Consider the following 22,652-nt stretch of genomic DNA (forward strand, 5'->3'; position numbering starts at 1 on the left):
CACGAACAGGAAAGGTGAGATCCTCTTGGCCATTACGCCTCCTCTCGGACCACAAGGCGGACTGCAGCCCCCGACCGCTCCGCCTCCGCAGACCGTTCCGCAGCAGCCGCTCGCTTCGACGCTTGCGGTAGACCCGGGAGCCATCTCCGGATGCCTGTTCCGCCAAACCTATATTTGGCCGCAGAGCGGACCGGGTTTCTGGTTCTACCCGGTGTTCGTCGGACGCACGTCCGTCTCCGGATTTCGTTGGAACGGATTTTTCTGGATGTTCTCCGGTTTCGACCTGCGGAGAATTCAATCGTTTACGTGTTTCTAGGAAAGCCGGGGCCCCCGCAGAGGATTGCGGGGGCCCCGGTTTCGCATCAAACATTCCGCACGAATGTACCGATGAACTCCGCCAAGCCTTTTTTCACAGAAGAACCCATACTCACCCTCCGTCACAATTGTAAAATCATTCAAAATCAGAATACCTATTCCATTGTAGCTTCCGGATTTGAATAATTTCTGAACAGGGGCCAACTTAATGTCGTTCTGTGGGTATAGACAATTCCTTGAGCTCTATTAAATCGTCTATAACGATGTCGGCTTGCGCGAGCTCGTCGTCACGGGCAAAATCAAAATTGCATCCTATTGCTATCAAACCGTTGTCCTTAGCGGCAATAAAATCGGACAAGCGATCTCCTGCCACCGCCCCTTGAGTAATGCCGTACTTTTCTACAATGCTGCGGACCAGATCCGACTTATTCAACGATTCGATCTGCTGGATGCTGAACGTTTCCGTCACCCACGCATCCAAATTATAATAACGCACAATTGCCTTTAAATATTCCACTAAACCGTTGCTCGCAATGTAGATTGCATAATCGTTCTCTTTCAAATAGCTGAAAGCTTCCTGTACGTTGGGATATAAAGCCCCGTTACCGCTGCTTATATTTTCAATCAATCGCTCCAGGAAATAGGCATCGGTATGTTCTCTTGCTTCCAGGGAATGATCGGGCAGCAACGACTCCCATACCTTGGGCATAGGCACGCCCATAATTTCGCGGTATTTGGCAATCGGCGTTTCCCCCTCCCATTCATTCCGCAACCTCAAACGGTTAAAAGCGTCTTCGAGCGATATTTCCAATATTCTGTCCGTCTGAAACAGCGTTCCGTCCATATCGAAGATGAATGCTTTCGTCATTGCGCTCGCCCTTTCCCTCTCTGCATGTATACTGACCGCTTCAGCTTCACCCCCTATACTAACATATATTGGGTTGTAGAGCCGGGAACACGCCCGGCAGAAAAAGAAGAGATCCCCTCGGCTTGAGGCGGATCTCTTCTTGTTGTCTACTCTTGTAACGCTTCTTCGTATTGCGCGAGCAGCTTGGCGAACGCCGCAGCGCTTGCGGACAGGCCGCCTTCGCGGTTGCGCGCCAGCCAGAGACGCTTGAACTCGGAGAGCGCCGTCTCAAGCTGCTTCCGGAGCCGCTCGAGCCATTCCCGCTCGGCGGCCGCCCCCTCCAAGCCTTGCCGGTAAATATACCGGTGAAGGCCGGCGCCCTGCTCGATCAGCCGCAACGTGTTGGCCAGCTCGTCGCGCACGATCGCGGCATCCGGTCCTTCAAGCTCAAGGCGATTCAGTTCCTCCTGCCGCTCCTTCAACCAACTCTCCGTCTCGTCGAAGCGATAGTCCTGCGTAAACGGCGTGCCGCTGCCGCCGATCAGCTTCAGCACTTCCGTCCGGATCGCGGTATCCCGCTCCAGCGTCTCCCGGTCGGACAGTCCCCGGCCGAGCAAATAGGCGGTGTAGGTGCCGTTCTCCATCGTGCTTCGCTCCAGACGGCCGTACCGGCCCAGTTCCAGAAGGAAGCGTCCTCCGATACGGCTGCGGTCCTGAAGCATCCGAGCCGAGACATACTCTTCCAGCGCCTCTAACCCGTCCACGTTCGCCTCCGTCTGCCAGCTTGCGCCAGCCGCATAGGCGATAGCCGGATAGCCGACAGCCGGCGCCTGCCAATGTCCGCCATCGCCCCAATCGGCGACGATCAGTCCTTCCGCTCCGTGCGCCAGGCCGCTCCTCGCGGCGTCCGCAATGTTGCCCAGCATATTGTCCGTGCGTCCCGCGATCGAGGACCAGCCGCTGGTGCCGGGACATACATAGTAGCGGACGCCATTCTCCCGGAGCCTGCGGCAATGCGGCTCGAACGGTACGGGAGCGTCGTAGTTCCAGTGCAGCACCGTCACGTCGGACGGCAGCCGCCGGATCAGCTCGGGGTGATGCGCCAGCACGTCCCCCCACATCATCGCTTTCTTGCCGTGGCTGCGGGCGGCCTCGAACATTTTCTCCGCGTAGTCGAAGTACAGCTCCCCAATGCCGATCTCGTCAGCCCGCTCCTTGCTCTTGCCCGATCCGAGTCCGAACGGCTCGTCCATGTTGAGGTTGACATATTCGGACGAGAAATTCGGCAGCAGTTCGTCAAACAGATCCTTGGCCAGCGCGACGGAACGTTCGTCCGCCGGATTCATCGTCGTTGGCGGCAGCTTGAACGGGAGCGGAATGGGCGGCTCCATCCCGTCCGGGTGCTCGGCCAGCTCGCGGAACTCCGGCTTGGCCAGCCAGGGTCCCATATGGCCGAGACAGTTCTGGTTCGGCACCAGATCGATGTACCGGCTTCGGGCGTAAGCGTCCAGCTCCCGGAATTCCGCCGCGGAGAGCGGCGTGGCCTCCGGGAACGACGATCTGTACTTGACGTAGTCGAAGCAGAAGCCTTCCATATACAGCTGAAGATGGTTGAACTTCAGCTCGGACAGCCTGTCGATCAGCGCGTACAGCGTGTCCATCTTCGGAATTTTGTTGCGGCCGATGTCGAGCATGACGCCCCGCACCGGGAAGCTGGGCTCGTCTTCGATGCGGAAGTGCCCCAGTGTTGTTCCTTCCCGACTTACCAACTGCTCCAAGGTCACCAGCGCATAGTGCAAGCCGATCTCGGTGCCGGCGCCGACCTTCAACCTATCGTTGCTCCATTCCAATACATACCCCTGCGGATGCAGATCGGGCAGAAACTCCATTTCGAATGCCGTCTCGGCGGAGCAAGCGTCCTTTGCCGAGAAGCCGCCCTTAATCGCGCTATGATAACGCTGCTCGACTTGCACGTTCGCAATGAGCCGCTGCGCCTCGTCCCCTATTGCACGCAGCTTCAAATGCGGAGACAGCGCCGAGGAGCCTCCCAGAAACTTGAAGCTGCGCGGCTTCGGATACAAGTTCATGAACTCGGTCATTTAAGCCCGCCCCTTTTGCACAAACTGTAATCGGTCGAATCCAGGCAGGCTTAGCTGTTCAGATGCTCCAGAAGCTCCGCCAATTCCTTCTCCCCGAATTTTCCGCCGCTGAACTGGGCCAGCGATCGCAGCGGAAAGCTCTCTCGGAAGCCTTCCAGCATGGCCTTGCTGTCTTCGTCGGCTACGTTGCCGAACGGAAGCAGTTCGCGAAGCTTCTGCATGAAGGCGATGCCTTTGTCCGACAGCATCAAGTCGGCCAGCGTCGAGTTGCGGTCGTACACATACTTGCGGTCCGATGTCGAGCGAACCGTCACCGTCTCCGACAGCGCGATATCCTGCGAGGAGTGCCCGATCAGGATCTCGAATTGTCCCGTTTCGACGATCCAATCCTGCTCGCCGACCTCGTAGTAAGCAAAGCTGCGCTTGTCGAGCTCGAAGGAAACCGCAGTTTCCTCACCCGGCTCCAGGGAAACTTTGTCGAAGCCTTTCAGCTCCTTCAGCGGGCGGAGAACGCTGCTGTCCACATCCCGGACATACAGCTGCACGATTTCTTTGCCGGCGCGCTCGCCCGTGTTTTTCACTTGAACGGTTACCTTCAGCGTATCCGTGTCCGCAAGCTCTTTTTTATCCACAATCAAGTTGGAATAGGAGAAAGTCGTGTAGCTGAGACCGTAGCCGAACGGGAATAGCGGGCGCAGCTGCTTCTTGTCATAGTAACGATAGCCTACGAACAGCCCTTCCTTGTACTCCACGCGATCGCCTTTGCACGGATAGTCGAGATACGTCGGATTGTCGCTCAGTTGCACCGGGAACGTCTCCGCCAGCTTGCCGGAAGGATTCGCATCGCCGAACAGAAGATCGGCCACTGCGCCGCCTAGCGCTTGACCGCCAAGATAAGCTTCGAGCACGCCTTGGGCTTTGTCCAGCCACGGCATCTCGATCGGAGAGCCGTTGCAGAGCACGACGACCAGGTTCGGCTGTACGGCCGCAACCGCTTCGATTAATGCGACTTGGTTGGCGGGCATGCGCATATGCTTCCGGTCGTAGCCTTCCGATTCGTAGCGCTTCGGCAGTCCGGCGAACACGACCGCAACCTCTGCTTCCTTCGCCGCGCGAAGCGCTTCTTCGCTCAACTGCGCGTTGATATCGTCAACCTTCAAGTCATATCCTTGCGAGTAGACAACCTGCGCGCCTGCTCCTGCCGATGCGGTCAGCTCTTCGACGATATCGTCCAGCTTGGTCGGATTGATCTGCGAGCTTCCGCTTCCTTGATATCGCGGCGCTCGGGCCAGCTCGCCGATGACGGCAATCTTGCCGCCGCGCTTAAGCGGCAATACGTTGTTCTCGTTCTTCAGCAGCACCATGCTCTCGGCCGCGATCTCGCGGGCAAGCCGGTGATGCGCCTCCCGATCGTAAGTCGCGCCGGGCTTGCGATGATCCACGGCTTTGAATACGATCGTCAGCAGCCGCTCCAGAGCTGCATCAAGCTTCTCTTCCGCAAGCTGTCCGCTCCGAACCGCCTCGACGATTTGCTTGATGCCGTCGCCTTCGCGCGGCATTTCGAGCTCCAGACCCGCCGCAAGGCTTTGCACCCGATCAACGACCGCGCCCCAGTCCGACACGACGAAGCCTTCATGGCCCCACTCGTTATTCAGAACGTTCGTCAGCAGCCATTCATTTTGCGCCGCATATTCGCCGTTGACTTTGTTGTACGCACACATTACCGTCCATGGCTGCGCGTTCTTCACCGCACCCTCGAAGCTGGCCAAATAAATTTCCCGGAGCGTCCGCTCGTCCACGACGGAGTCGGCGCTCATCCGGCGGAACTCTTGATTGTTCGCCGCGAAATGCTTAAGCGAAGTCCCTACGCCTTGGCTTTGTACCCCCTTGATATGGTGGGTAGCCATTTCGGAAGAGAGATACGGATCTTCGGAGAAATACTCGAAGTTGCGTCCGCACAGCGGCGATCTCTTGATGTTGGCTCCCGGACCGAGCAGCACGCCCACGTTCTCCGCCTGGCATTCCATGCCGAGTGCCTCTCCCATCTGTGCAATCAGCTCCCGATTCCACGAGCTGGCAATGCCTACTGCGGACGGAAAGCAAGTGGACGGTACGCTGTCGAACAACCCCAGATGATCGGCATTCTCGACCTGCTTGCGCAGCCCGTGCGGGCCGTCGGTCACCATCACGGAGGGGATGCCCAACCTCTCCACGGCCTCGGTATGCCAGACGTCGCGCCCCGTGCACAGGCTCGCTTTCTCCTCCAAGGTCATTTGCGCAATCAAGCCTTTAATGTCCCGTTGTTTGCTCATTCCGAATTTCTCCCCTCATTTCTGCTTATGTTCCAACCAATGTAAACTCGGCCGACCGTACGTCCCTGCTGTTGGAGCCGACAAATACGAAGAACTTGCCCGGCTCTGCCCTGTAACCGACTCCCGGCGTCCAGAAGGTTAAACTCTCTTCGGCAATCCGGAACTCCACTTCCTTGCTTTCGCCTGCGGCAAGACGAAGCTTGCTGAACCCTTTCAGCTCCTTCACCGGACGCACGATGCTGCCATGGCAATCCTGAATGTACAGCTGCACGGTTTCTTCTCCGTCTACCCGGCCCGCATTGCTCACCGTGACCGACACTCGAATCTCTTCGTCAGCCGCAAGCCGATCGCGATCCAGCTTCAGATCCGAATATTCAAACCGGGTATAGCTGAGGCCGAAGCCGAACGGATACAGCGGATCATTCGGGCCGTCCACATATTTGGAGATAAACTTCTGATGCCGATTGGCTTCCGTAAGCGGTCTTCCGGTACGGAAGTGGTTGTAATACACCGGAATCTGCCCGCCATGGGCCGGAAAGCTCATCGTCAGCTTGCCCGAAGGGTTGTAATCGCCCGTGATCACGTCGGCAATCGCATGTCCGGCCTGAGAGCCCAGGAACCACGTCTCCACAATCGCGTTCACGTTCCGGTCAAACCAATCCAGCACCAGCGGGCGGCCGTTCGTCAGTACGAGCACGACCGGTTTGCCAAGCGCGGCCACGGCTTCCGCGAGCTTCTTCTGCGCTTCCGGCAATTCGATGCTCATCCGCGAAGCCGCTTCTCCGGACATGTCGCTGCTCTCTCCGAGCGCCAGAAGGACAACGTCCGCCCGTTCCGCCTTCTCCACAGCTTCCTCGATCCCGCCCTCTATCGGCGTATGGACCCCGCACCCTTTGGCATACAGCAATCTCTCTTCCGAGATTCCCTTGTCGCGCAAGCCTTCGTATAAGGTCACGGTCTCATGACCGAACTTCGAAAACTGCCAAGGACCGAGCAAATCCCGGCTGTCCGCGAACGGACCGATCAGCGCGACCTTCCCGCCGCCGTTGACCGCCATAGGCAGTACGCCGTCATTTTTCAAGAGCACGATCGACTTCCGCGCTAGATTGCGGCTGGATTGCAGATGATCCTCGTGAAAATGATATTCCGCTTCCTTCTCCGGGCGAACATAACGGAACGGATCATCCATCAAACCGAGCCTGTACTTCAGCGTCAAAATGCGGCGAGCCGCATCGTTAATCTGCGTCTCCGAGATTTTCCCTTCCCGCACCAGCTGCGGCAAGTGCTCGAACGTACGCGTCGCCATCTCGATATCCATCGTCGCGTCGACCGCCATTTTCGCGGCTTCCTTCACATCATCCGTCAGGCCATGCACGACAATTTCGTCCACCGCGCCATAGTCCGAGATCAAGATGCCGTCGAAGCCGAGCTCATCGCGCAGCAGGTCCTTCATCACGGCCTTGCTTGCCGCCACCGGCACGCCTTGATAAATATTGAACGCGTTCATGACCGAACCCGCTCCGGCTTGCAGGCCCGCCTGGAACGGCGGCAAGTATACATTGCGCAGCGTCGCTTCCGACAGATCGACCGTATTGTAATCGCGTCCGCCTTCGGCTGCGCCGTAACCGATAAAGTGCTTCAGACAAGCCACGATCGTTTCCGGGTCCAGCAGCGAATCCCCCTGAAAACCTTCAACCTGCGCTTTCGCAATCAGCGCGCCCAAGTACGGGTCCTCGCCCGCCCCCTCGGACACTCGGCCCCAGCGCGGGTCCCTGCTCACATCGATCATCGGCCCGTGGTTGTACACCGTACCCGATGCGCTCGCTTCCTTCGCCGCGATCGCGCACGCTTCCTTGATCGCATCGAGATCCCAGCTGCAGGACCAGGCCAGCGGAATCGGGAAGATCGTCTGCGAGCCGTGAATAATATCCGCGTTGAACAACAGCGGAATGCGATGCGGCGATTGCTCCACCGCGATCTTCTGCAGCTCGAATACCCGGCCGACATCGAACGCGCCCAGCACCGAACCCGCTCGGCCCTCGGCGATCAGCTTCTCCGGCGGATCGGTCTCCACCGCATGGCCGAACGAGAAGTTCGACGCGGGAACCTGGAACATCTGGCCGATCTTCTCTTCGAGCGACAGCCGGCCCAGGAGATCTTCCACCGCTTCCCGAATCTCCTCCTCGGATCGCTTTGCCGCGTCATCCTTCCGGTAAGGCTTCACCTGCTCGACCAGCGCTTCCGATAGAGCAGGTCCGCGCCCCCTGGCTGCCTCGATCGGCAAGCTTCCGAGACCGGGCATGCGCATCTCTCCGCTCAGGCGGTCTTCTTCGAACGCAAGATCTACGACGATCTCCTCGTCCGGCCTCCAGAACGCTTTCGCCCGGCCATGGAGCCGATTGCCCTCCACCGCAAGCGAATCGATCTGAATCGGAATGGCCAGCGGTTCCGTCGCGATATCCAGCGAGTAGCCCGCCTTCTTCGTCACCTTGAATTGGATTTTCAGCTTCATTAACGGTGTCGCTACAACCGTATGCCACAAGCCCAACATGGCTGTCCCTCCACTCTTCATCCCATCAGCCTTTTACGGCGCCGATCATCAAACCTTTAACGAAATACTTCTGGAAAAACGGATAAGCGAGCAGAATCGGTACGATCGCCACAACGGCGATCGCCATGCGGAACGTTTCTTTGGGCAGCATCGCCAAGGCGTCGGTAGCTCCCATACTGCTGTTCATGGATAAGAACTCGATGTTGCTCATAATGCGGTTCAGCACGTTCTGAAGATTAAGCAGATTCGGATCGTTGATAAAGATCAGTCCGTTGTTCCAGTCATTCCAGAAAGCGAGCGCCTGGAACAACCCGATCGTCGCGAGAATCGGCAGCGACAGCTGCAAAATGATGCGGTAATAGATCTTGAATTCGCTCGCTCCGTCGATACTGGCGGATTCGATCACCGCGGTCGGAATCGTATTGGTGAAGAAAGCGCGCATCAACAGCACGTTAAATCCGTTCATCAGCAGCCACGGAATCAATTGCGCCCAGAGCGTATTTTGAAGCTCGAACACTTTGGTATAAACCATATACGTCGGCACCAGGCCGCCGTTAAACAACAAGGTGAAAAATACAATGAAGGCCAGCGCCTTGCCCCCCGGCAAGTCCCTGCGCGACAACGGGTAAGCCAGCAAGGACGTGATCGCAAGACTCGTCACCGTACCGACCACCGTGATCAGGATGGTAATGCCGTAAGCGTGGAGGATGGTGTCGGAGTTTTTCCACAAATATTCGTATGCGCCAAAGCTGAATTCCGACGGAAAGAAGGAATACCCGTCTCTCACGATCGCTTTATCATCCGTAATCGAGGATATAAACAGCAGGGCAAACGGAAGGATGCAGGCCAGTGAAAATAACCCGAGCACGAGATGAGACGCGACCTGCCATCCGCGGTATTGATTCTTCATAAGACTCCCCCCTATCAGAACAGTGCGTTGTCTCTGTCGATTTTACGGACGATATAGTTCGACACCAGAACCAGGACGAAGCCGACAACGGATTGATAGAACCCTGCCGCAGCGGACATCCCGATATCGCCGAGCTGCATCAGACCGCGGAATACGTAGGTGTCGATAACGTTGGTCGTATCGTAGATCGCGCCGGAGTTCATCGGGATCTGATAGAACAAACCGAAGTCGGAGTAGAAAATTCGGCCGATCGCAAGCAAGGTGAGCATCGTGATGATCGGAGAGATCATCGGAAGCGTGATTTTGCGAATTTGCTGCCACTTGGATGCGCCGTCAAGCCCGGCCGCTTCGTAGTACTCCCGATCAATCCCGATAATGGCGGCCAGGAAGACGATGCACGAGTACCCGGCCCCTTTCCAAATATGCACGATCGTCAAAATATAAGGCCAATACTTGGATTCCAAATACCAGGAGATCGGTTCGACCCCAAGCATCGGCAGAATAGTCTTGTTCACAAAGCCCGTGGCCGGACCGAGCAGCGCATACACGAGGTAGCTGACCAGAATGATGGAAATCATATGAGGCAATATAATGACGCTCTGATAGAAACGCTGCGAGAACCTGCTGCGAATCTCGTTGAGCAATATGGCGATCATGATCGCAAAGCCAAGTCCAAGGACGATGAATACCGCGTTGTACAGAATCGTGTTGCGCGTAATGATGTAAGCGTCGCTTGTCGCAAATAAATAACTGAAGTTCTTGAACCCGACCCAGTCGCTGCCCCATATCCCTTTCGCGTAATTAATATCTTTGAAGGCAATGGAGAGGCCGAACATCGGCAAGTAGTTGTTGATGAGCAAATATGCAAGCCCTGGCAGGGTCATAATATAAAGCGGGATATACCGACGGAGGTTGATTCTTCTTCGTTTCACTTCTGTATTCATCACGTTCCCCCCACTGGATGACAGCTGCGGAATAATAAGCCCGACCAATCTTCGACTGATCGGGCGCTTGCTTGTTATGAAAATTTATTTTACGCCGTTGGCCGCCGCCCACTCATCCAATTGCTTCTGCTTCTCTGCGACGATCTTGTCGATTCCGGCCGCTTGCAGCTTATCGATGAATTGAGGGAGAATTTTGTCCGGGTCGACGCTGCCCGTCTCCAGAGACAGCTTGTATTCGTTGATCACGTTGGAGACTGCCGCGTATTCCGTCTTCACGTTGGAGCCGTCGAAGATGAACCCGAGCGCTTTGGATGGCGTCGCCGATTCGTTGAAGTCTTTCATTTTGCTCCAAATTTCAGGATCGTTGCTTTCCAGCACATAGGCTTTGAACTGATTGCCGAACATCCATTGCAAGCTGTTGAAGCCCACCGAGTTCGCATCCTTGCCTTCCGGATACTTGATGATATGGTCTTGCACCTTCTCGTAGTGAGTCCCTTCAACGCCCCAGGTGAACAGGTTCACGATGTTCTCGTCTTCATACATCAGATTCAGGAATTTCATCGCTTTCTCGGGATACTTCGCGTGGACCGGAATTCCCCACATTGCAACGGTGATGTTCGACGTTGTGCTGTATGGAGGATTCAGCTCCGCGGAAACGACCTCTACTCCGTTGCTCTTCGTTTCCTGAACGTCGAATCCCGGTTTCTGCATGCCGATGTAGGAGGCGACTTTACCCGAGCTCATCAGCTCGACCAAGCTCAATTTGTTCGTAGCCGCATCGCTTAGAATGTATCCCGCCTTGTACCACTCGCGGATTCTCTTGACGAAATCCGCGTATTCCTGCGTTTCGAACAGGTTAACGACCTTCAAGCCGTTGTCGTAATGCGGAAGAACCCCCATATTGTCGCCAAGCTCGTCATAGAACTTGTACACGTCGCGGAAAGACTGCGTTCCGCCGGTCGAGATCGGCACCATGTCCGGCTCTTTTTCTTTGAGCAATTGCAGGACGTTCGCTACGTCGTCCAATGTTTTGATCGCGCTCAGGTCGATGTTGTGCTTGTCCACCAGATCCTTGCGAATGGTGTAGCCGTAGCTGCCCGCCAAATCGCGAACGGATGGAACGCTGTAGATTTTGCCGCCGATCTTCGTGGCGTTCAGGTATTTGGGCTCAAGCGAAGCCGTAATTCCGTTGCCGTACTCGCCAATGAGCTCGTCCAACGGACTGAGCATGCCCTTGGCGACCATGTTGCTGTACATGCTGCCATGTACATAGGTCAGATCCAGCTTTTCATTCGAGCTGAAGATCAGGTTCGTCCGCTGCAGCCATTCGCCGGCGTTGATCGGCATGAACTTGACGCGAACCTTGATCTTCGGTTCGGTAATTTTGTTCATTTCCTGCTCCACGAGCTGCAGCCCCGTAAGATCGGGAGAGATGATCGGGAACGCGACGATCAACTCTTCGACCGGCCCGTCGTCTTCCGCTGCGGACGGTTTGCCGCTCTCCGCACTATTTTCGCTATTCCCGCTTGCCGCACCGTTGTTGTCTTTGTTGTTGCTGCCGCCGCATGCCGACAAGATCAGCGCAAAGCTGAGCAGAAGCAATAATGACCCTTGCATGATTCTCTTCAACTTAATCCCCCCGCTGTTAATCGTTGTGATGTTGCTGTCTCTATTGTACGGGGGCGATGGGAACGCCTCTGCCCGTCTTACGACTTCTCCCTGCCACTTTCCCGACTTCCGTCCGCGGAGCGTTCTCCTTGGTGCTTGCTGCGGTACTCGACCGGATTGAGCTGCATATATTTCTTGAACATGCGCGAGAAGTGCGAGAAGTTGGCATAGCCGATCTTGCCCGCGATCGAGGCGACGGACATCTCCGTATTGATCAGAAGCCCGGCGGCGATCTCCAGGCGCTGCTGAAGCAAATAATCGGAAATCGACAATCCCGTCTCCTTCTTGAAAATGCGCGTCAAATAGTCCGGGTTCAAATAAACGGAATGAGCGATATCCTCTCGGGAAATGTCCTTGTCCAAATTTTCGCGAACGTAGGCTTTGACCTTGTCCACGACGCTCTGCGATTGATCGACGTCGGCGATGACCTCCATGGACCTGCCGATCATATGCCTGAGCCAGTTCAGCGAGTCGTTGGCCGAACGCATCGACGCAGCGATCAGCTCCGTCGAGCGTTCGTCCCCGAACAGCTGATGCGCCTGGATGCCTTTGACTTGAAGCACGTAGTACACCATCTGCTGGAAGTCTTGAACGAACCGGTTCAGCGTATCGGAATTCAGTTGCCCGGAGGCCGCCTGCGACTTCAGGTATTCCTCCACGGCTTTGGACAGCTCCGCCCGTTTGGCTTCCTTCAGCAGCACAGCCCACATGCTCATATCCGGCGGCAGATGCCCGGTCATGGAGGCTTGCGGGTCGTGAAGCGAGAATACGCGTTGGTCGTAGGCCACGTTATTCGCGTCGAGTCTGCGCAGTCTGGAATAGATAGACGCCATATGGTGTCCTTGCGCGCTTTCGCCGATATAACAGGCTACTCCCGCGTAGAAGAAGGAACCGCAGGCTTCGACGAACTTCTCGCAGGCCGCGCGCAGCCGCTCCTCGTCTGCCATGGCCGACTCTCCGCTGGCGAGCGCCAGCATGCAGCCGCCGCCAAGCGACACCAGCAGCCCGCTCTCCAAGTCGCCCAGCAGAAGCTCCTCGGCCGACTTGCGAATGGCGTATTCCAGCACTTTCTCGTCTCGCAGCGAAACTTCCTTATACCATCTTCTGATGCGGATTAGAACGGGAACGAAGGTCATCTCGTGCGAATACGGAATATTCCGTTCCTCGGCCGCCTTCTTCTGCGCCGCCGCGTCGCCCGGAATCGCTTGGTTCAAAATGTCCAGCCAGAACCGCTCTACGATCAGCGGCTGATGCTTGACCCAATACTTGCCGTATTGGCTGAACTCGTTCAGCCGGTTGTCCTGGTCGAGCTTGCGCATCGCCTTCCGAACGGCTTCGGTAAGCTCGCCGTACGGGATCGGCTTCAGCAAATAGTCGAGGCTGCCAAGCTGCATCGCTTGCTTGGCGTATTGGAAGTCGGCGTGGCAGGTCAAGAAAATGGTTTCCGTCCGCGGGTAGTGCCGTCTGACCCACTCCAGCAGCTCCAGCCCGGTTCCCTGGGGCATCTCGATGTCGCACAGCAAAATATCGATCGGCTCGCTGCGGAAGATTTCCTTGGCCTGATCGGGGCTGTAAGCTTCGAACAAGCGGGTAATCCCGATCCCGGACCAATCCACTCCCGACTTCAACCCTTCGACGGCAATCGGCTCGTCATCCACGATCAGCAATCGGCTCATCTTCGTCTCCCTCCTCCCCTTCCGGCTCAGGCCGCAGCGGAATCACAAGCTCGACGATCGCGCCGTGCGGATCGTCGTTATAGCATTCCATCCATGCGCGCTCCCCGAATTGCAGCCGCAGGCGCTCCCGCACGTTCCACAATCCGATATGCACGCCGTTCTCGTCCGCGATCTGCCTGCCGCTGCGGATCGTATCCAGCGCTTCGTCGGAGAAGCCTTTGCCCGTATCGCGAACCGAGAGGCAAACCAACGGTTCGTCGGCCAGCGTGTCCAGCGAAGCTTCGATGTGCATGGAGATCGAACCGTCCATCCGGACGGCGTGCTTGATCGTGTTCTCGACGAGCGTCTGCAGAATGAGCGGCGGAATCGGCGTCTCCTGAAGGTATTCCGGCACCCGAATGTCGCAGTCGAAACGATTAGGCAACCGCATCTGCTGAATGTGCAAATAATTGCGGATATGCTTCAACTCGTCTTTGAGCTGTACGAGCGGATGATTGCTTTGGAACATGTAGCGGAAATATTGTACGAGACACATCGTCATTTCCTGAATCAGCTCGTACTGCTTGACCTGAGCCAGATTGTACAAAATGTTCAGCGAGTTCATGAAAAAATGCGGATTGATCTGAAGCTGCAGATGCTTCAGTTCGGCCCGCTGCTTGCTTAGCTGTTCTTCGTACACGTGAATTTTCAGCTCTTCGATCTGGGTGATCATCTGGTTAAACGTGCGATTGACGAGCTGGAATTCATCCGGCACGGGAGATTCCTCAATTTGGAGATTAAGGTTCCCTTCTCCGATCAGGCGCATCCCGACCATCAGCTTCCGCAGCGGCATAAGCAGCACCTTGCGCAGAAACCACGCGCTCAGCAGCAGCATTGCGACCGCCACCACGATGACGAAGTTGGCCGCGTTCGCCAGATAGGGAAGATTTTCGAGAATTTGCTTGTCCGGACTGACCGCAACGAGGCTGAAAGCGCCCTTGCGTGACGATTCTCCGACGACGAGATAGTCGCCCCGGCTGCCCGACAAGTAATAATCGTGGAAGCCATGCGTGAAATCCAGGCCTTCGACCTCCAGCGGCTGGGTGCCTCCCAGCCGCTCACCCGCTCCGTCCACGATGAGAACGGCCCCCGTCTTCCCCGTGTTCATCTCGCTCAGCGGCGCCAGCATCGTCTGGACCTTCACCCACGCTCCGATATACAGCTCGCCGCTTCTAAGCAGACGCACGATGTAGGGGTCGCCGTCAACGTGCATCGCCGCCCATTCGGTGTTGACGTGCAGCGGCTGTTGCGTCAGCCGCAAAATCTGCTCCGTCAAAGCTTGACGAAGCCCGGTCAGCCGGCTGTAGCTTACAGCCGGCTTGTACGCCTCCATCATATCCTGCTTGGGCAAGGAGTAGACGAAGAAGCCGTCGATATACGGATAGACGATAAGATCGGAGGTCAACAGGCGAGAGACGCCGCTCTTGGCCATCATGTACTGATCTTCCGTCGCCTGCTGGTCGCCCATCGTCAGCAGATTGAAATCCGAGAACGCCAAACCCGTCAGATGCCGCTCCACCTCGGACAGCTGATCGTCGATCTGCTTCATGTGAATGGAGATCAGCGTCTTATTGGACATCGCCACCTGATTGTGAATAACGCGCACACTGTAATCGTTGTTGTATAGGAGCAAAGCGATCAATGGAACCGTAATGCTGAATAGGCCAAGCACAAGCTTGACCCTGATCGAGCCCCAAGGGATTGAAGCGAAGCGTCTGAACATGATGGTTCCCCCTGTCGGATGGTAAGAGCTTCGAGGTTATTATATCTCATCCGCAGCGTTGCCCCGCTCCATCGTACCGCTCCTCCGGAGAGCGCTTCTGCCCCTCATCCGACCAAAACCCTCGCATTTTACGACCTTTTGCCGCATCGGGCTTCCGTTAGTCGGAATTCGACCTTGGGCCCGTCGGAACAAGAGTGGATCGTTCGCCGAACGGCCTGATAGGATAAGGGCATCAGATCAGGTATGACGAGGAGTGATCGCCAGTTGGCCCTATTCGGACGCATCGTTAAAGCTGTTGCTTTCATCGGTTTTATGACGGTTATGAAAATAAGAATCGCCGTGCGGTCGTCTCCGGAGCCGTTCGTCCGGTGGCTGCGGCGCCAGCCCGACCCGGGGCTCGTTCGGCCAAGCCATATCGCCGAGTACGAGCAGCGAATCAGGAAGGCGGCGAACGTGACGTACCCTTCTGATTATCGGGCAAATACGTTGGATATTTATTGGCCGGCAGACGGCGAAGACAAGCTTCCGACGATCTTGTGGGTCCACGGCGGAGCGTTCGTGGCGGGCGACAAGGAGGGCACTGCCTCTTGGTGCGCCGTGATGGCAAGTCATGGCTATACGGTGGTCAGCATGAACTATGAGACTGCGCCCGAAGCGCGTTATCCGGTCCCCGTGCTGCAGATGGCGGAGGTTGTCCGCTATTTGAACGAAGAGGCCAAGAGCTATCCGACGCTGGACATGGATCGCCTCATTATCGGAGGAGATTCCGCAGGCGCACAGATCGCCTCCCAGTTCGCAGCGATTCAGACCAATTCCGAGCTGGCGCGGCTAACCGGAATTGCGCCGTCGGTACCGCCGCGCGCGCTGAAAGCTGCGCTCCTGTATTGCGGGCCTTATGACGTGAAGCGGCTGGCCAACGTACAAGACAGGGCCGGCAGGTTTTTCATGCACCAGATCGGATGGGCCTATATCGGGGAACGGAAATGGAGGAACAGCGTCCATGCGCGGCATGCTTCGACCGTCGACTACGTGACGGATCGGTTCCCTCCCGCGTTTATTACCGACGGCAATACGGGTTCGTTCGAGATGCACGGCAAGGAGCTGGAGACAAGGCTGAGGTCGCTGGGCGTTCGGGTCGCTTCTCTGTTCTTCCCGTTATCCGAAGGCGTCGTGAATCATGAGTACCAGTTCCGGCTGGATACGCCGGAGGCCGCCGTCTGCCTGGACAGGACGCTCGCTTTCCTCGCGGAATGCCTTGACGGCTAGACGCCGGCGAGAACGGTTGACATGAGCTGCCGGCCCCCGTTTTCACAGGGATTATTTGGAACAAAGCTTATCCTCCTCGCTTCTTCACATCCTCCAATGAACGGCTTATACTTTGGAGATGACTATAAGATAGATGCGCACAAGAAACGAGGATACTATGGACCGGAACAACCTACGCGCCGCCCTGTGCGTGCCGCTCATCGCGTTCGCGCTGCTGCTTCTGTCGCTCGGTCCGGCAGCCGGGCCCTGGATCCACTGGGTTCACGCCGCCGATGCGCCGACGGCAAGCGAACCGGCCGCAGGGACGAAGAAGCTCGTCATGGGCACGTCGCCCGATTATCCGCCCTACGAAAGCGTAGACGCGAAGAACAACGGCGAAATTGTCGGCATGGACATCGACATCGCCAAGTACGTCACCAGCCGGCTCGGCTACGAGCTGGAAATCGCCAGCATGGACTTCAGCGGCTTGATTGCGGCGCTCCAGACGGGACGCGTCGACTTCGTCATGTCCGGAATGTCGGTGACGGAGGAGCGCAAGATGAGCGTCGCCTTCTCCGACAGCTATTACACGGCCCGCAATACGATCGTCTCCCGGAGCGCCGACGGGTTCGAGACCGTAGATCAGCTCTCGGGCAAGCTCGTCGGCTCGCAGCTCGGCTCAATTCAGGATCAATTCGCCGAGACGATCCCGGGGGCCAAGCAGAAGAAGCTCAACAAAATCGCCGATTTGATCCAGGAGCTCAACTCCGGGCGCATCGACGCGGCGATCGTCGAGGACGCCGTCGCTCTGGAGATGGTCGGCGCGAACCCCGGCCTCGTCCTGAACTTCCTGCCCGTCTCGGAGGGGGACAACGGCTACGCCATCGCTTTCCCCAAGCAGACGCAGCTCGTCGCGGAGTTCAACCGTGTGCTTGCGGAAATGAAAGAAAACGGAGAGCTGCAAAACATTATCGGCAAATGGTTCGGAGAAAAGGAAGACGCGTCCGAACGGGGGAGCGGCTTCCTGAACATCGACTTCCGGGTGCTGGACGGGTACGTGCCGTACATTCTGAAAGGCGTCTACGTCACGCTGCTGTTCACCCTCGTCTCGGCCCTGCTCGGGCTGATCTGGGGCACGATTCTGTCCCTGTTCAAAATCTCCGGCGTCAAGCCGCTGATCGCGTTCGCCACCGCCTACACTTCGGTGTTCCGCGGAACTCCGCTGCTCGTGCAGCTTACGCTGATCTACTATGCGACTCCGCAGCTATTCGGCTTCGACATTCCCGCTCTGCTCGCGGCCGGCTTAGCGTTCGGTCTGAACTCCGCCGCGTACTTGTCGGAGACGATCCGCGGAGGCATCATGGCCGTCGACAAAGGCCAGCGCGAAGCCGCGATCGCCCTCGGGGTGCCGTACCGGAAAATGATGGTTCGCATTATTTTCCCCCAGGCGCTCCGCCATATTCTGCCCGCGCTCGTGAACGAGTTCGTCGCGCTGCTGAAGGAATCCTCGCTCGTCTCGGTCATCGGCGTCACCGAGCTGATGCGCCGCGCGGACGTCGTTCGGGCCAGCACCTTCCGCTCCTTCGAAGCGCTGCTGCTCGTCGCCGCGATCTATTACGTGCTCGTGCTTGTTCTGACATCTCTTGCCCGCATGCTGGAAAGGAGGCTGCGCCGAAGTGATTAACGTAACCGACTTGACGAAAAACTTTGGCAAAACCCAGGTGCTCAAGGGCATCACGACCCAAGTGGACAAAGGAGAGGTCGTCGCCCTGATCGGACCGTCGGGTTCGGGCAAGTCCACCTTCCTGCGCTGCCTGAACTTGCTTGAGACGCCGACCTCCGGCAAGATCGCCATTAACGGCGTCGAACTGACGGACCCGAAAACCGACATCGCCCGCGTGCGCCAAGGAATCGGCATGGTGTTCCAGCATTTTCATCTGTTTCCGCACATGACGGTGCTCGACAACATTACGTTCGCCCCCGTGGAGGTCAAGGGCATGTCCGTGGAGGAGGCCCGCGCCAAGGCGCATGCGCTGCTCTCCCGCGTCGGCTTGGCCGATAAGGCCGACAGCTATCCGTCCCGACTCTCGGGCGGACAGAAGCAGCGCGTCGCGATCGCGCGCAGCCTGGCGATGGAGCCGGACATCATGCTGTTCGACGAGCCGACTTCGGCGCTCGATCCCGAGATGGTCAAGGAAGTTCTGAACGTCATTCGCGGTCTGGCCGAGAGCGGAATGACGATGCTGATCGTCACCCACGAGATGAAGTTCGCGCGGGAAGCCGCCGATACGATCTACTTCCTCGACGAGGGCAGACTCGTCGAGCGGGCAGCGCCGGAGCAGTTCTTCAGCCGGCCCCAGAGCGAGCGCGCGGCCCGGTTTCTGGAGCAGGTGCTGTAAATTCCTACACGAACAACAGCCGGAAGCCGCAGCAGATTCTCTCTGCAGGGCTCCCGGCTGTGTCGTTGCTCGGGTATGAGCCTACTACCAGACTTAGCTCTTACACCGATGTCTTAAGCTCATCGATTCGCTCCGCCGGCAACCCGGTCATTTCTTCCACCATTGCCGGGTCAAGCCCTTTTGCCAGCATTTTGGCGGCGATTTCCTCTTTGCTTTTCAGCATGCCCTTCTCCATTCCCTTTTCCATTCCTCTTTCTAGCCCTTCCTCCAAACCCTTCTCCATACCTTTCTTCTCCCAGGAAGTTAACCACTCCATAACCGCAGCCTCCTCCAATTCCGTCCGCTCTATTTTCTTCGCCAACTGTTCATTCTCCGCTTCCGTCAACGGCAAATATGTTTCGAAAAATACCGTCAGCAGTTTCATCCTCGCAGGGTCTAATTCCAGTCGCGTAACCATCCGTAGAAATTCAAACTTTACCGCAACACGTTCCTTCTTATTATATCCCATACTGCTCAAGAGCGCAGCAGCTACCGGATTGTTCGTTCGCACAAACCGCCGCCAGCCCTTCTTGCGCAACTGTACCACATAATAGCGGAAAGTCATCACCTTCAGAAATGGAAAAGCCCAGCCGAACCCCGAAGGCTCTTGTGCCTGACGTCTATGGCTGAAGATCGCAATCGGCAGAATGCGCCGGCGATACTTGTCGTACAGCTTGCTGGAATACAGGAACATCCGCTCGGGAAAGTCATCTTCATGATAGGATTGCGGTTCCAGGTGGATAATGATCAGTGCTCTATTCCACGACACAGCCCCCTTTGTTCCATCCTCCATCAGCATTGTCTCAACAGCCAGATCGATCCGTTCCGTCGTTCCCCCAACCAGATCCGAAAAAACCTCCTCAGACAGAAACTTCACATGCGAATAGTCGATCATCGCCGATACCTTCGGAAAGAACAGCTCCATGAACTCTTTGAAAAAAGTTTGCAGCAGTTCCTTGTACAACCGATCGTGGTCTATACCTGCACCCATTGGCCTTCCTCCCCCTCAGCAAATGACGAATCAATGGGGTCCATTGAAGAGAGTCGAGGGATGCCTGATCACGACTAGCCGTTTTCTGATCTGCGATAAGCATTTCTTTGTCAGGCTATCCGCTTACGGTTGGCGTTTTACGATCTATGCTATAATGGGAATAAGAGTATTTTCCGAATGGAGGACGAAGATGAGCAAGCCACTAGAACAACCCAAGCTGACTTATCGGCAATACTTGCGATGGCCGGAAGGCGCGCGGGTCGAGTTGATCGATGGTGACGTCTACAATATGACCCCTGCTCCTTCGCGGATACATCAAAAAATACTCATGGAATTAAGCTCTCGATTTGCAACCTATCTTCGCGGCAAAACATGCGAAGTTTACCCCGCTCCCTTCGATGTCCGTCTGCCGAAGCCCGGTGTGGCGGACGAAGATACCGATACGGTCGTACAGCCGGATATTACGGTTGTATGCGATGTATCCAAGCTGGACGAACGTGGCTGCAAGGGGGCGCCGGATCTTGTTGTCGAGATTATTTCGCCGGGCAGTCTCAAACTGGACATTTCGACAAAGAAGTCGCTTTATGAAGCATCCGGCGTAAAAGAATACTGGATCGTGTACCCCTCGGAAAAGATCGTTACGGTGTATACGCTGTCAGAGAACGGCAAGTATGAGTTACTCGAATCTTACAGCGTAGATGACGCGATCCCTGTTTCGATTTTTCCAGACTTCGTCATTCATGCGAACGAAATATGGACTTAGCGATCCTCCAGTCAAGGCAATATCTCCAACTGCCGCGCCAATTGCAAAATCTCGGCCGTATTATGTTTTTTGAGCCGCAGCCATTGCAAATAAGGAAACGTCCCCTTCAACAAGGTCGATACTTTGCATAACTCATTATTGATGGATTGCTCCGTGTAAAATAACGCCGCCGCAATGTCCCGACGGTTCATCCCTTGATCGAGCATACGTAATATGGCTAACTGTCTGTCGGTAACCTTTCGGCGGATTTGCTGTTTCCCCGATGCGCTCAAATGCTGCAAGACGCGAGAGGCCGCGGAAGGATGCAAGCCGGAGCCGTGGTGGACAACCTGCCGTATACTGGCGGGCAAGTCGCGGTAATGACGCTTGGGGATATAATTCATCGCTTTACCGAACGACAGGGCATGCACAACGGTTTCTTCCTCGTCGAAAGACGATAAAACAATCGTTTTGAGCTGCGGCGCGACCTGCTGCAATTCCATCAGAATATCCAGCCCTCCCAGTCCCTCCTCGCGAAGACACATATCGAGAAGCAGCACATCTGCACAAGCCGCGTTCTCGGCAAGCAGTTCCATCAACTCACGCTTGGAATGAACAATCCCGACCACATGCAGATCGGAATAGGGCTGCAGAAATTCGGTAAGCAACAAGCTGAACGATTTGTCATCGTCGCATATTAGAATAGAAATAGGGGAAGCAGATTGGGACATAAGTCGCCTCCTGTTCTCGACCTTGCAGGATTCAAATGCTCTCGATCCGCCAAGCGGGCAACCGCACTATAAAATTGGCGCCTGCTTTCGGAACGTTATGAACCGCAATCGAGCCGCCGTGCTTATCGACAGCCGTATAAGCATAAGCAAGACCAAGTCCGTAGCTGTCCGCCTGTTTTTTACCGGAATAAAACGGTTCAAAAATACGTTCGGCAAGCTCCGGCGCAATGCCCGGACCGTTGTCTCTGATTTGGATTTGCAGGAAGCGCCCTTTTTGCCGAGCGCTGATAATGACAACACCCGCTCCTTCGGGGACTTCGTCCAGAGCGTTCTGTACAATATTGCCGATTGCCTCCTGAAGATGAAGGCGATCTCCCTTAATCCGCACTGAACACACGTTGCCAGTGGTCAGCACTGCGCCCTGACGGAGGGCTCTTTCTTGATAGGTAGAAAGCAGATGCTCGATCAGTTCCTGAAGAAGAAATACGGACTCTATTAATCGGATCTCACGAACGCGATATTGGATACGATCGACCATATCCATCAACTCGCTCATTTCCAGCTGAATCGCCAATGCGTCGCGCTGTGCTTGCTCATTATCTCCGGCAGCGGCATGCAGGCGTCCGCCCAGCATTTCAATAAGCTGCAGCTTGTTTTTGATCGCGTGATTCATCATCCCTGCGCCGGTTGCCGCTGCCCTGTAGGCCTGAGATAACCCCTCTCGTTCAAAACGCAGACGGAATCCCAGCAAGCCGCTGTAGAACGCCAATACAAAAATAATGGCTACCGTGCACGCCACTACCCCGACGCCGATTGCATACCGATATTCCTTCATAAAAGGCATAAAATCGCCGTGTCGAATAAAGATGACAAGCGCCATATTGGGAATCAAAATCAATGCGCCGGCCAGTTTCATCGTCTTTTCCTTGCGGCTCGGCTCACGAATTGTAAAGCGGATCATAAGCGCGGCGGCAATCAGAGAAGCTCCGCAAGCATACACCAGCCTGGCGTCTTCATAGATGAAGCTCTCCGCCCCCGACCCTACAATTCCGATGAGCGCAAGCGGCGGAAGTAATGCCAGGAGCGCCACATTGCGCCGTGCTCGGCGGCTGTAAGCGGAACCAAAAGCGAACCCGCAAGGAATCAGTACGTATACCATCCCCAGATCGCAGATGTACCATATTCCGGCTTGCAAACCGTCCGCGATCGAAAGCCACGCCGAGTCGTCGGACATTCGAGCCATCCATTGCTCCACCAATTCCCGAACATCGAACCCCGCAGCGAACAAAACAAAACATGCAGCCCACCGTTTGGCACGGTCATCCCGATCGCGAAACAGCAGCCATGCGACCAATATTTTACCTAAGAACAATAAAAATGAGGTTATGGCAATCCCCTCTCCCCATCTCCGACCCTAAACG

The 22,652-nt window shown here is 56.2% G+C and carries 17 protein-coding genes; 5 read left to right on the forward strand and 12 right to left on the reverse strand.

Annotated features, from left to right (window positions below; genetic code table 11):
• Positions 1 to 25 precede the first annotated feature (25 nt).
• Entirely contained in the window at positions 26 to 316 is a 291-nt protein-coding gene (locus B0G52_RS32290) for a transporter (RefSeq protein ID WP_094050557.1), read from the forward strand.
• Positions 317 to 520: 204 nt separating this feature from the next.
• Here the strand turns inward: B0G52_RS32290 and B0G52_RS32295 are convergent, their stop codons facing one another.
• The 9 genes from B0G52_RS32295 to B0G52_RS32335 form a co-directional block, all read right to left on the reverse strand.
• Positions 521 to 1,183: an HAD family hydrolase gene (locus B0G52_RS32295; RefSeq protein ID WP_094050558.1), complete on the reverse strand. Its 663-nt coding sequence runs from the start codon at positions 1,181 to 1,183 to the stop codon at positions 521 to 523.
• Positions 1,184 to 1,329: 146 nt separating this feature from the next.
• On the reverse strand, positions 1,330 to 3,261 hold the full coding sequence (locus B0G52_RS32300; protein WP_094050559.1) for a beta-N-acetylhexosaminidase: 1,932 nt from the start codon (positions 3,259 to 3,261) through the stop codon (positions 1,330 to 1,332).
• A 50-nt stretch (positions 3,262 to 3,311) separates the two neighbouring features.
• The gene (locus B0G52_RS32305; RefSeq protein WP_094050560.1) at positions 3,312 to 5,573 is read right to left on the reverse strand and encodes a glycoside hydrolase family 3 C-terminal domain-containing protein; all 2,262 of its coding nucleotides are present in this window, start codon (positions 5,571 to 5,573) and stop codon (positions 3,312 to 3,314) included.
• A 25-nt stretch (positions 5,574 to 5,598) separates the two neighbouring features.
• Positions 5,599 to 8,124 carry a glycoside hydrolase family 3 N-terminal domain-containing protein gene (locus B0G52_RS32310; protein ID WP_094050561.1) on the reverse strand — a complete coding sequence of 842 codons (2,526 nt, stop codon included), beginning with the start codon at positions 8,122 to 8,124 and terminating at the stop codon, positions 5,599 to 5,601.
• A gap of 25 nt (positions 8,125 to 8,149) precedes the next feature.
• On the reverse strand, positions 8,150 to 9,034 hold the full coding sequence (locus B0G52_RS32315; protein WP_094050562.1) for a carbohydrate ABC transporter permease: 885 nt from the start codon (positions 9,032 to 9,034) through the stop codon (positions 8,150 to 8,152).
• Between the two features lie 14 nt (positions 9,035 to 9,048).
• Positions 9,049 to 9,978 (reverse strand): ABC transporter permease, encoded by a 930-nt coding sequence (locus tag B0G52_RS32320; protein WP_094050563.1) that lies wholly within the window; start codon positions 9,976 to 9,978, stop codon positions 9,049 to 9,051.
• A gap of 84 nt (positions 9,979 to 10,062) precedes the next feature.
• Complete coding sequence (locus tag B0G52_RS32325) at positions 10,063 to 11,607, reverse strand: ABC transporter substrate-binding protein (RefSeq protein ID WP_094050564.1); 1,545 nt, start codon at positions 11,605 to 11,607, stop codon at positions 10,063 to 10,065.
• Positions 11,608 to 11,684: 77 nt separating this feature from the next.
• Positions 11,685 to 13,322, reverse strand: a complete 1,638-nt coding sequence (locus B0G52_RS32330) for a response regulator (RefSeq protein ID WP_094050565.1) — start codon at positions 13,320 to 13,322, stop codon at positions 11,685 to 11,687.
• Positions 13,297 to 15,084 carry a sensor histidine kinase gene (locus tag B0G52_RS32335; RefSeq protein WP_094050566.1) on the reverse strand — a complete coding sequence of 596 codons (1,788 nt, stop codon included), beginning with the start codon at positions 15,082 to 15,084 and terminating at the stop codon, positions 13,297 to 13,299. The genes B0G52_RS32330 and B0G52_RS32335 overlap by 26 nt, the downstream gene beginning before the upstream one ends.
• A gap of 264 nt (positions 15,085 to 15,348) precedes the next feature.
• Here B0G52_RS32335 and B0G52_RS32340 point away from each other — a divergent pair, with 264 nt between their 5' ends.
• The 3 genes from B0G52_RS32340 (at position 15,349) to B0G52_RS32350 (ending at position 18,728) form a co-directional block, all read left to right on the forward strand.
• Positions 15,349 to 16,350 carry an alpha/beta hydrolase gene (locus B0G52_RS32340; RefSeq protein WP_158223975.1) on the forward strand — a complete coding sequence of 334 codons (1,002 nt, stop codon included), beginning with the start codon at positions 15,349 to 15,351 and terminating at the stop codon, positions 16,348 to 16,350.
• 157 nt (positions 16,351 to 16,507) lie between these two features.
• Positions 16,508 to 18,013 carry an ABC transporter substrate-binding protein/permease gene (locus B0G52_RS32345; protein ID WP_094050568.1) on the forward strand — a complete coding sequence of 502 codons (1,506 nt, stop codon included), beginning with the start codon at positions 16,508 to 16,510 and terminating at the stop codon, positions 18,011 to 18,013.
• Positions 18,006 to 18,728: an amino acid ABC transporter ATP-binding protein gene (locus B0G52_RS32350; protein WP_094050569.1), complete on the forward strand. Its 723-nt coding sequence runs from the start codon at positions 18,006 to 18,008 to the stop codon at positions 18,726 to 18,728. The genes B0G52_RS32345 and B0G52_RS32350 overlap by 8 nt, the downstream gene beginning before the upstream one ends.
• A 100-nt stretch (positions 18,729 to 18,828) precedes the next feature.
• Here the strand turns inward: B0G52_RS32350 and B0G52_RS32355 are convergent, their stop codons facing one another.
• Complete coding sequence (locus B0G52_RS32355) at positions 18,829 to 19,758, reverse strand: RpnC/YadD family protein (protein WP_094050570.1); 930 nt, start codon at positions 19,756 to 19,758, stop codon at positions 18,829 to 18,831.
• A gap of 190 nt (positions 19,759 to 19,948) precedes the next feature.
• Here B0G52_RS32355 and B0G52_RS32360 point away from each other — a divergent pair, with 190 nt between their 5' ends.
• A complete protein-coding gene (locus tag B0G52_RS32360) occupies positions 19,949 to 20,521 on the forward strand; it encodes a Uma2 family endonuclease (RefSeq protein ID WP_094050571.1) in 573 nt (190 codons plus the stop codon).
• Between the two features lie 11 nt (positions 20,522 to 20,532).
• Here the strand turns inward: B0G52_RS32360 and B0G52_RS32365 are convergent, their stop codons facing one another.
• Both B0G52_RS32365 and B0G52_RS32370 read right to left on the reverse strand, forming a co-directional pair.
• A complete protein-coding gene (locus tag B0G52_RS32365; protein ID WP_094050572.1) occupies positions 20,533 to 21,231 on the reverse strand; it encodes a response regulator transcription factor in 699 nt (232 codons plus the stop codon).
• A 31-nt stretch (positions 21,232 to 21,262) separates the two neighbouring features.
• Positions 21,263 to 22,585: a sensor histidine kinase gene (locus tag B0G52_RS32370; RefSeq protein WP_233163287.1), complete on the reverse strand. Its 1,323-nt coding sequence runs from the start codon at positions 22,583 to 22,585 to the stop codon at positions 21,263 to 21,265.
• Positions 22,586 to 22,652: the final 67 nt, after the last annotated feature.

The organism is Cohnella sp. SGD-V74 (assembly GCF_003001675.1).
Lineage (GTDB): Bacteria > Bacillota > Bacilli > Paenibacillales > Paenibacillaceae > Cohnella.

Coding starts and splice junctions, on each gene's coding strand:
- B0G52_RS32305 (WP_094050560.1), bottom strand. CDS start 5,573: ATGAGCAAACAACGGGACATTAAAGGCTTGATTGCGCAAATGACCTTG.
- B0G52_RS32355 (WP_094050570.1), bottom strand. CDS start 19,758: ATGGGTGCAGGTATAGACCACGATCGGTTGTACAAGGAACTGCTGCAA.
- B0G52_RS32310 (WP_094050561.1), bottom strand. CDS start 8,124: ATGTTGGGCTTGTGGCATACGGTTGTAGCGACACCGTTAATGAAGCTG.
- B0G52_RS32320 (WP_094050563.1), bottom strand. CDS start 9,978: ATGAATACAGAAGTGAAACGAAGAAGAATCAACCTCCGTCGGTATATC.
- B0G52_RS32300 (WP_094050559.1), bottom strand. CDS start 3,261: ATGACCGAGTTCATGAACTTGTATCCGAAGCCGCGCAGCTTCAAGTTT.
- B0G52_RS32330 (WP_094050565.1), bottom strand. CDS start 13,322: ATGAGCCGATTGCTGATCGTGGATGACGAGCCGATTGCCGTCGAAGGG.
- B0G52_RS32295 (WP_094050558.1), bottom strand. CDS start 1,183: ATGACGAAAGCATTCATCTTCGATATGGACGGAACGCTGTTTCAGACG.
- B0G52_RS32365 (WP_094050572.1), bottom strand. CDS start 21,231: ATGTCCCAATCTGCTTCCCCTATTTCTATTCTAATATGCGACGATGAC.
- B0G52_RS32345 (WP_094050568.1), top strand. CDS start 16,508: ATGGACCGGAACAACCTACGCGCCGCCCTGTGCGTGCCGCTCATCGCG.
- B0G52_RS32335 (WP_094050566.1), bottom strand. CDS start 15,084: ATGTTCAGACGCTTCGCTTCAATCCCTTGGGGCTCGATCAGGGTCAAG.
- B0G52_RS32315 (WP_094050562.1), bottom strand. CDS start 9,034: ATGAAGAATCAATACCGCGGATGGCAGGTCGCGTCTCATCTCGTGCTC.
- B0G52_RS32360 (WP_094050571.1), top strand. CDS start 19,949: ATGAGCAAGCCACTAGAACAACCCAAGCTGACTTATCGGCAATACTTG.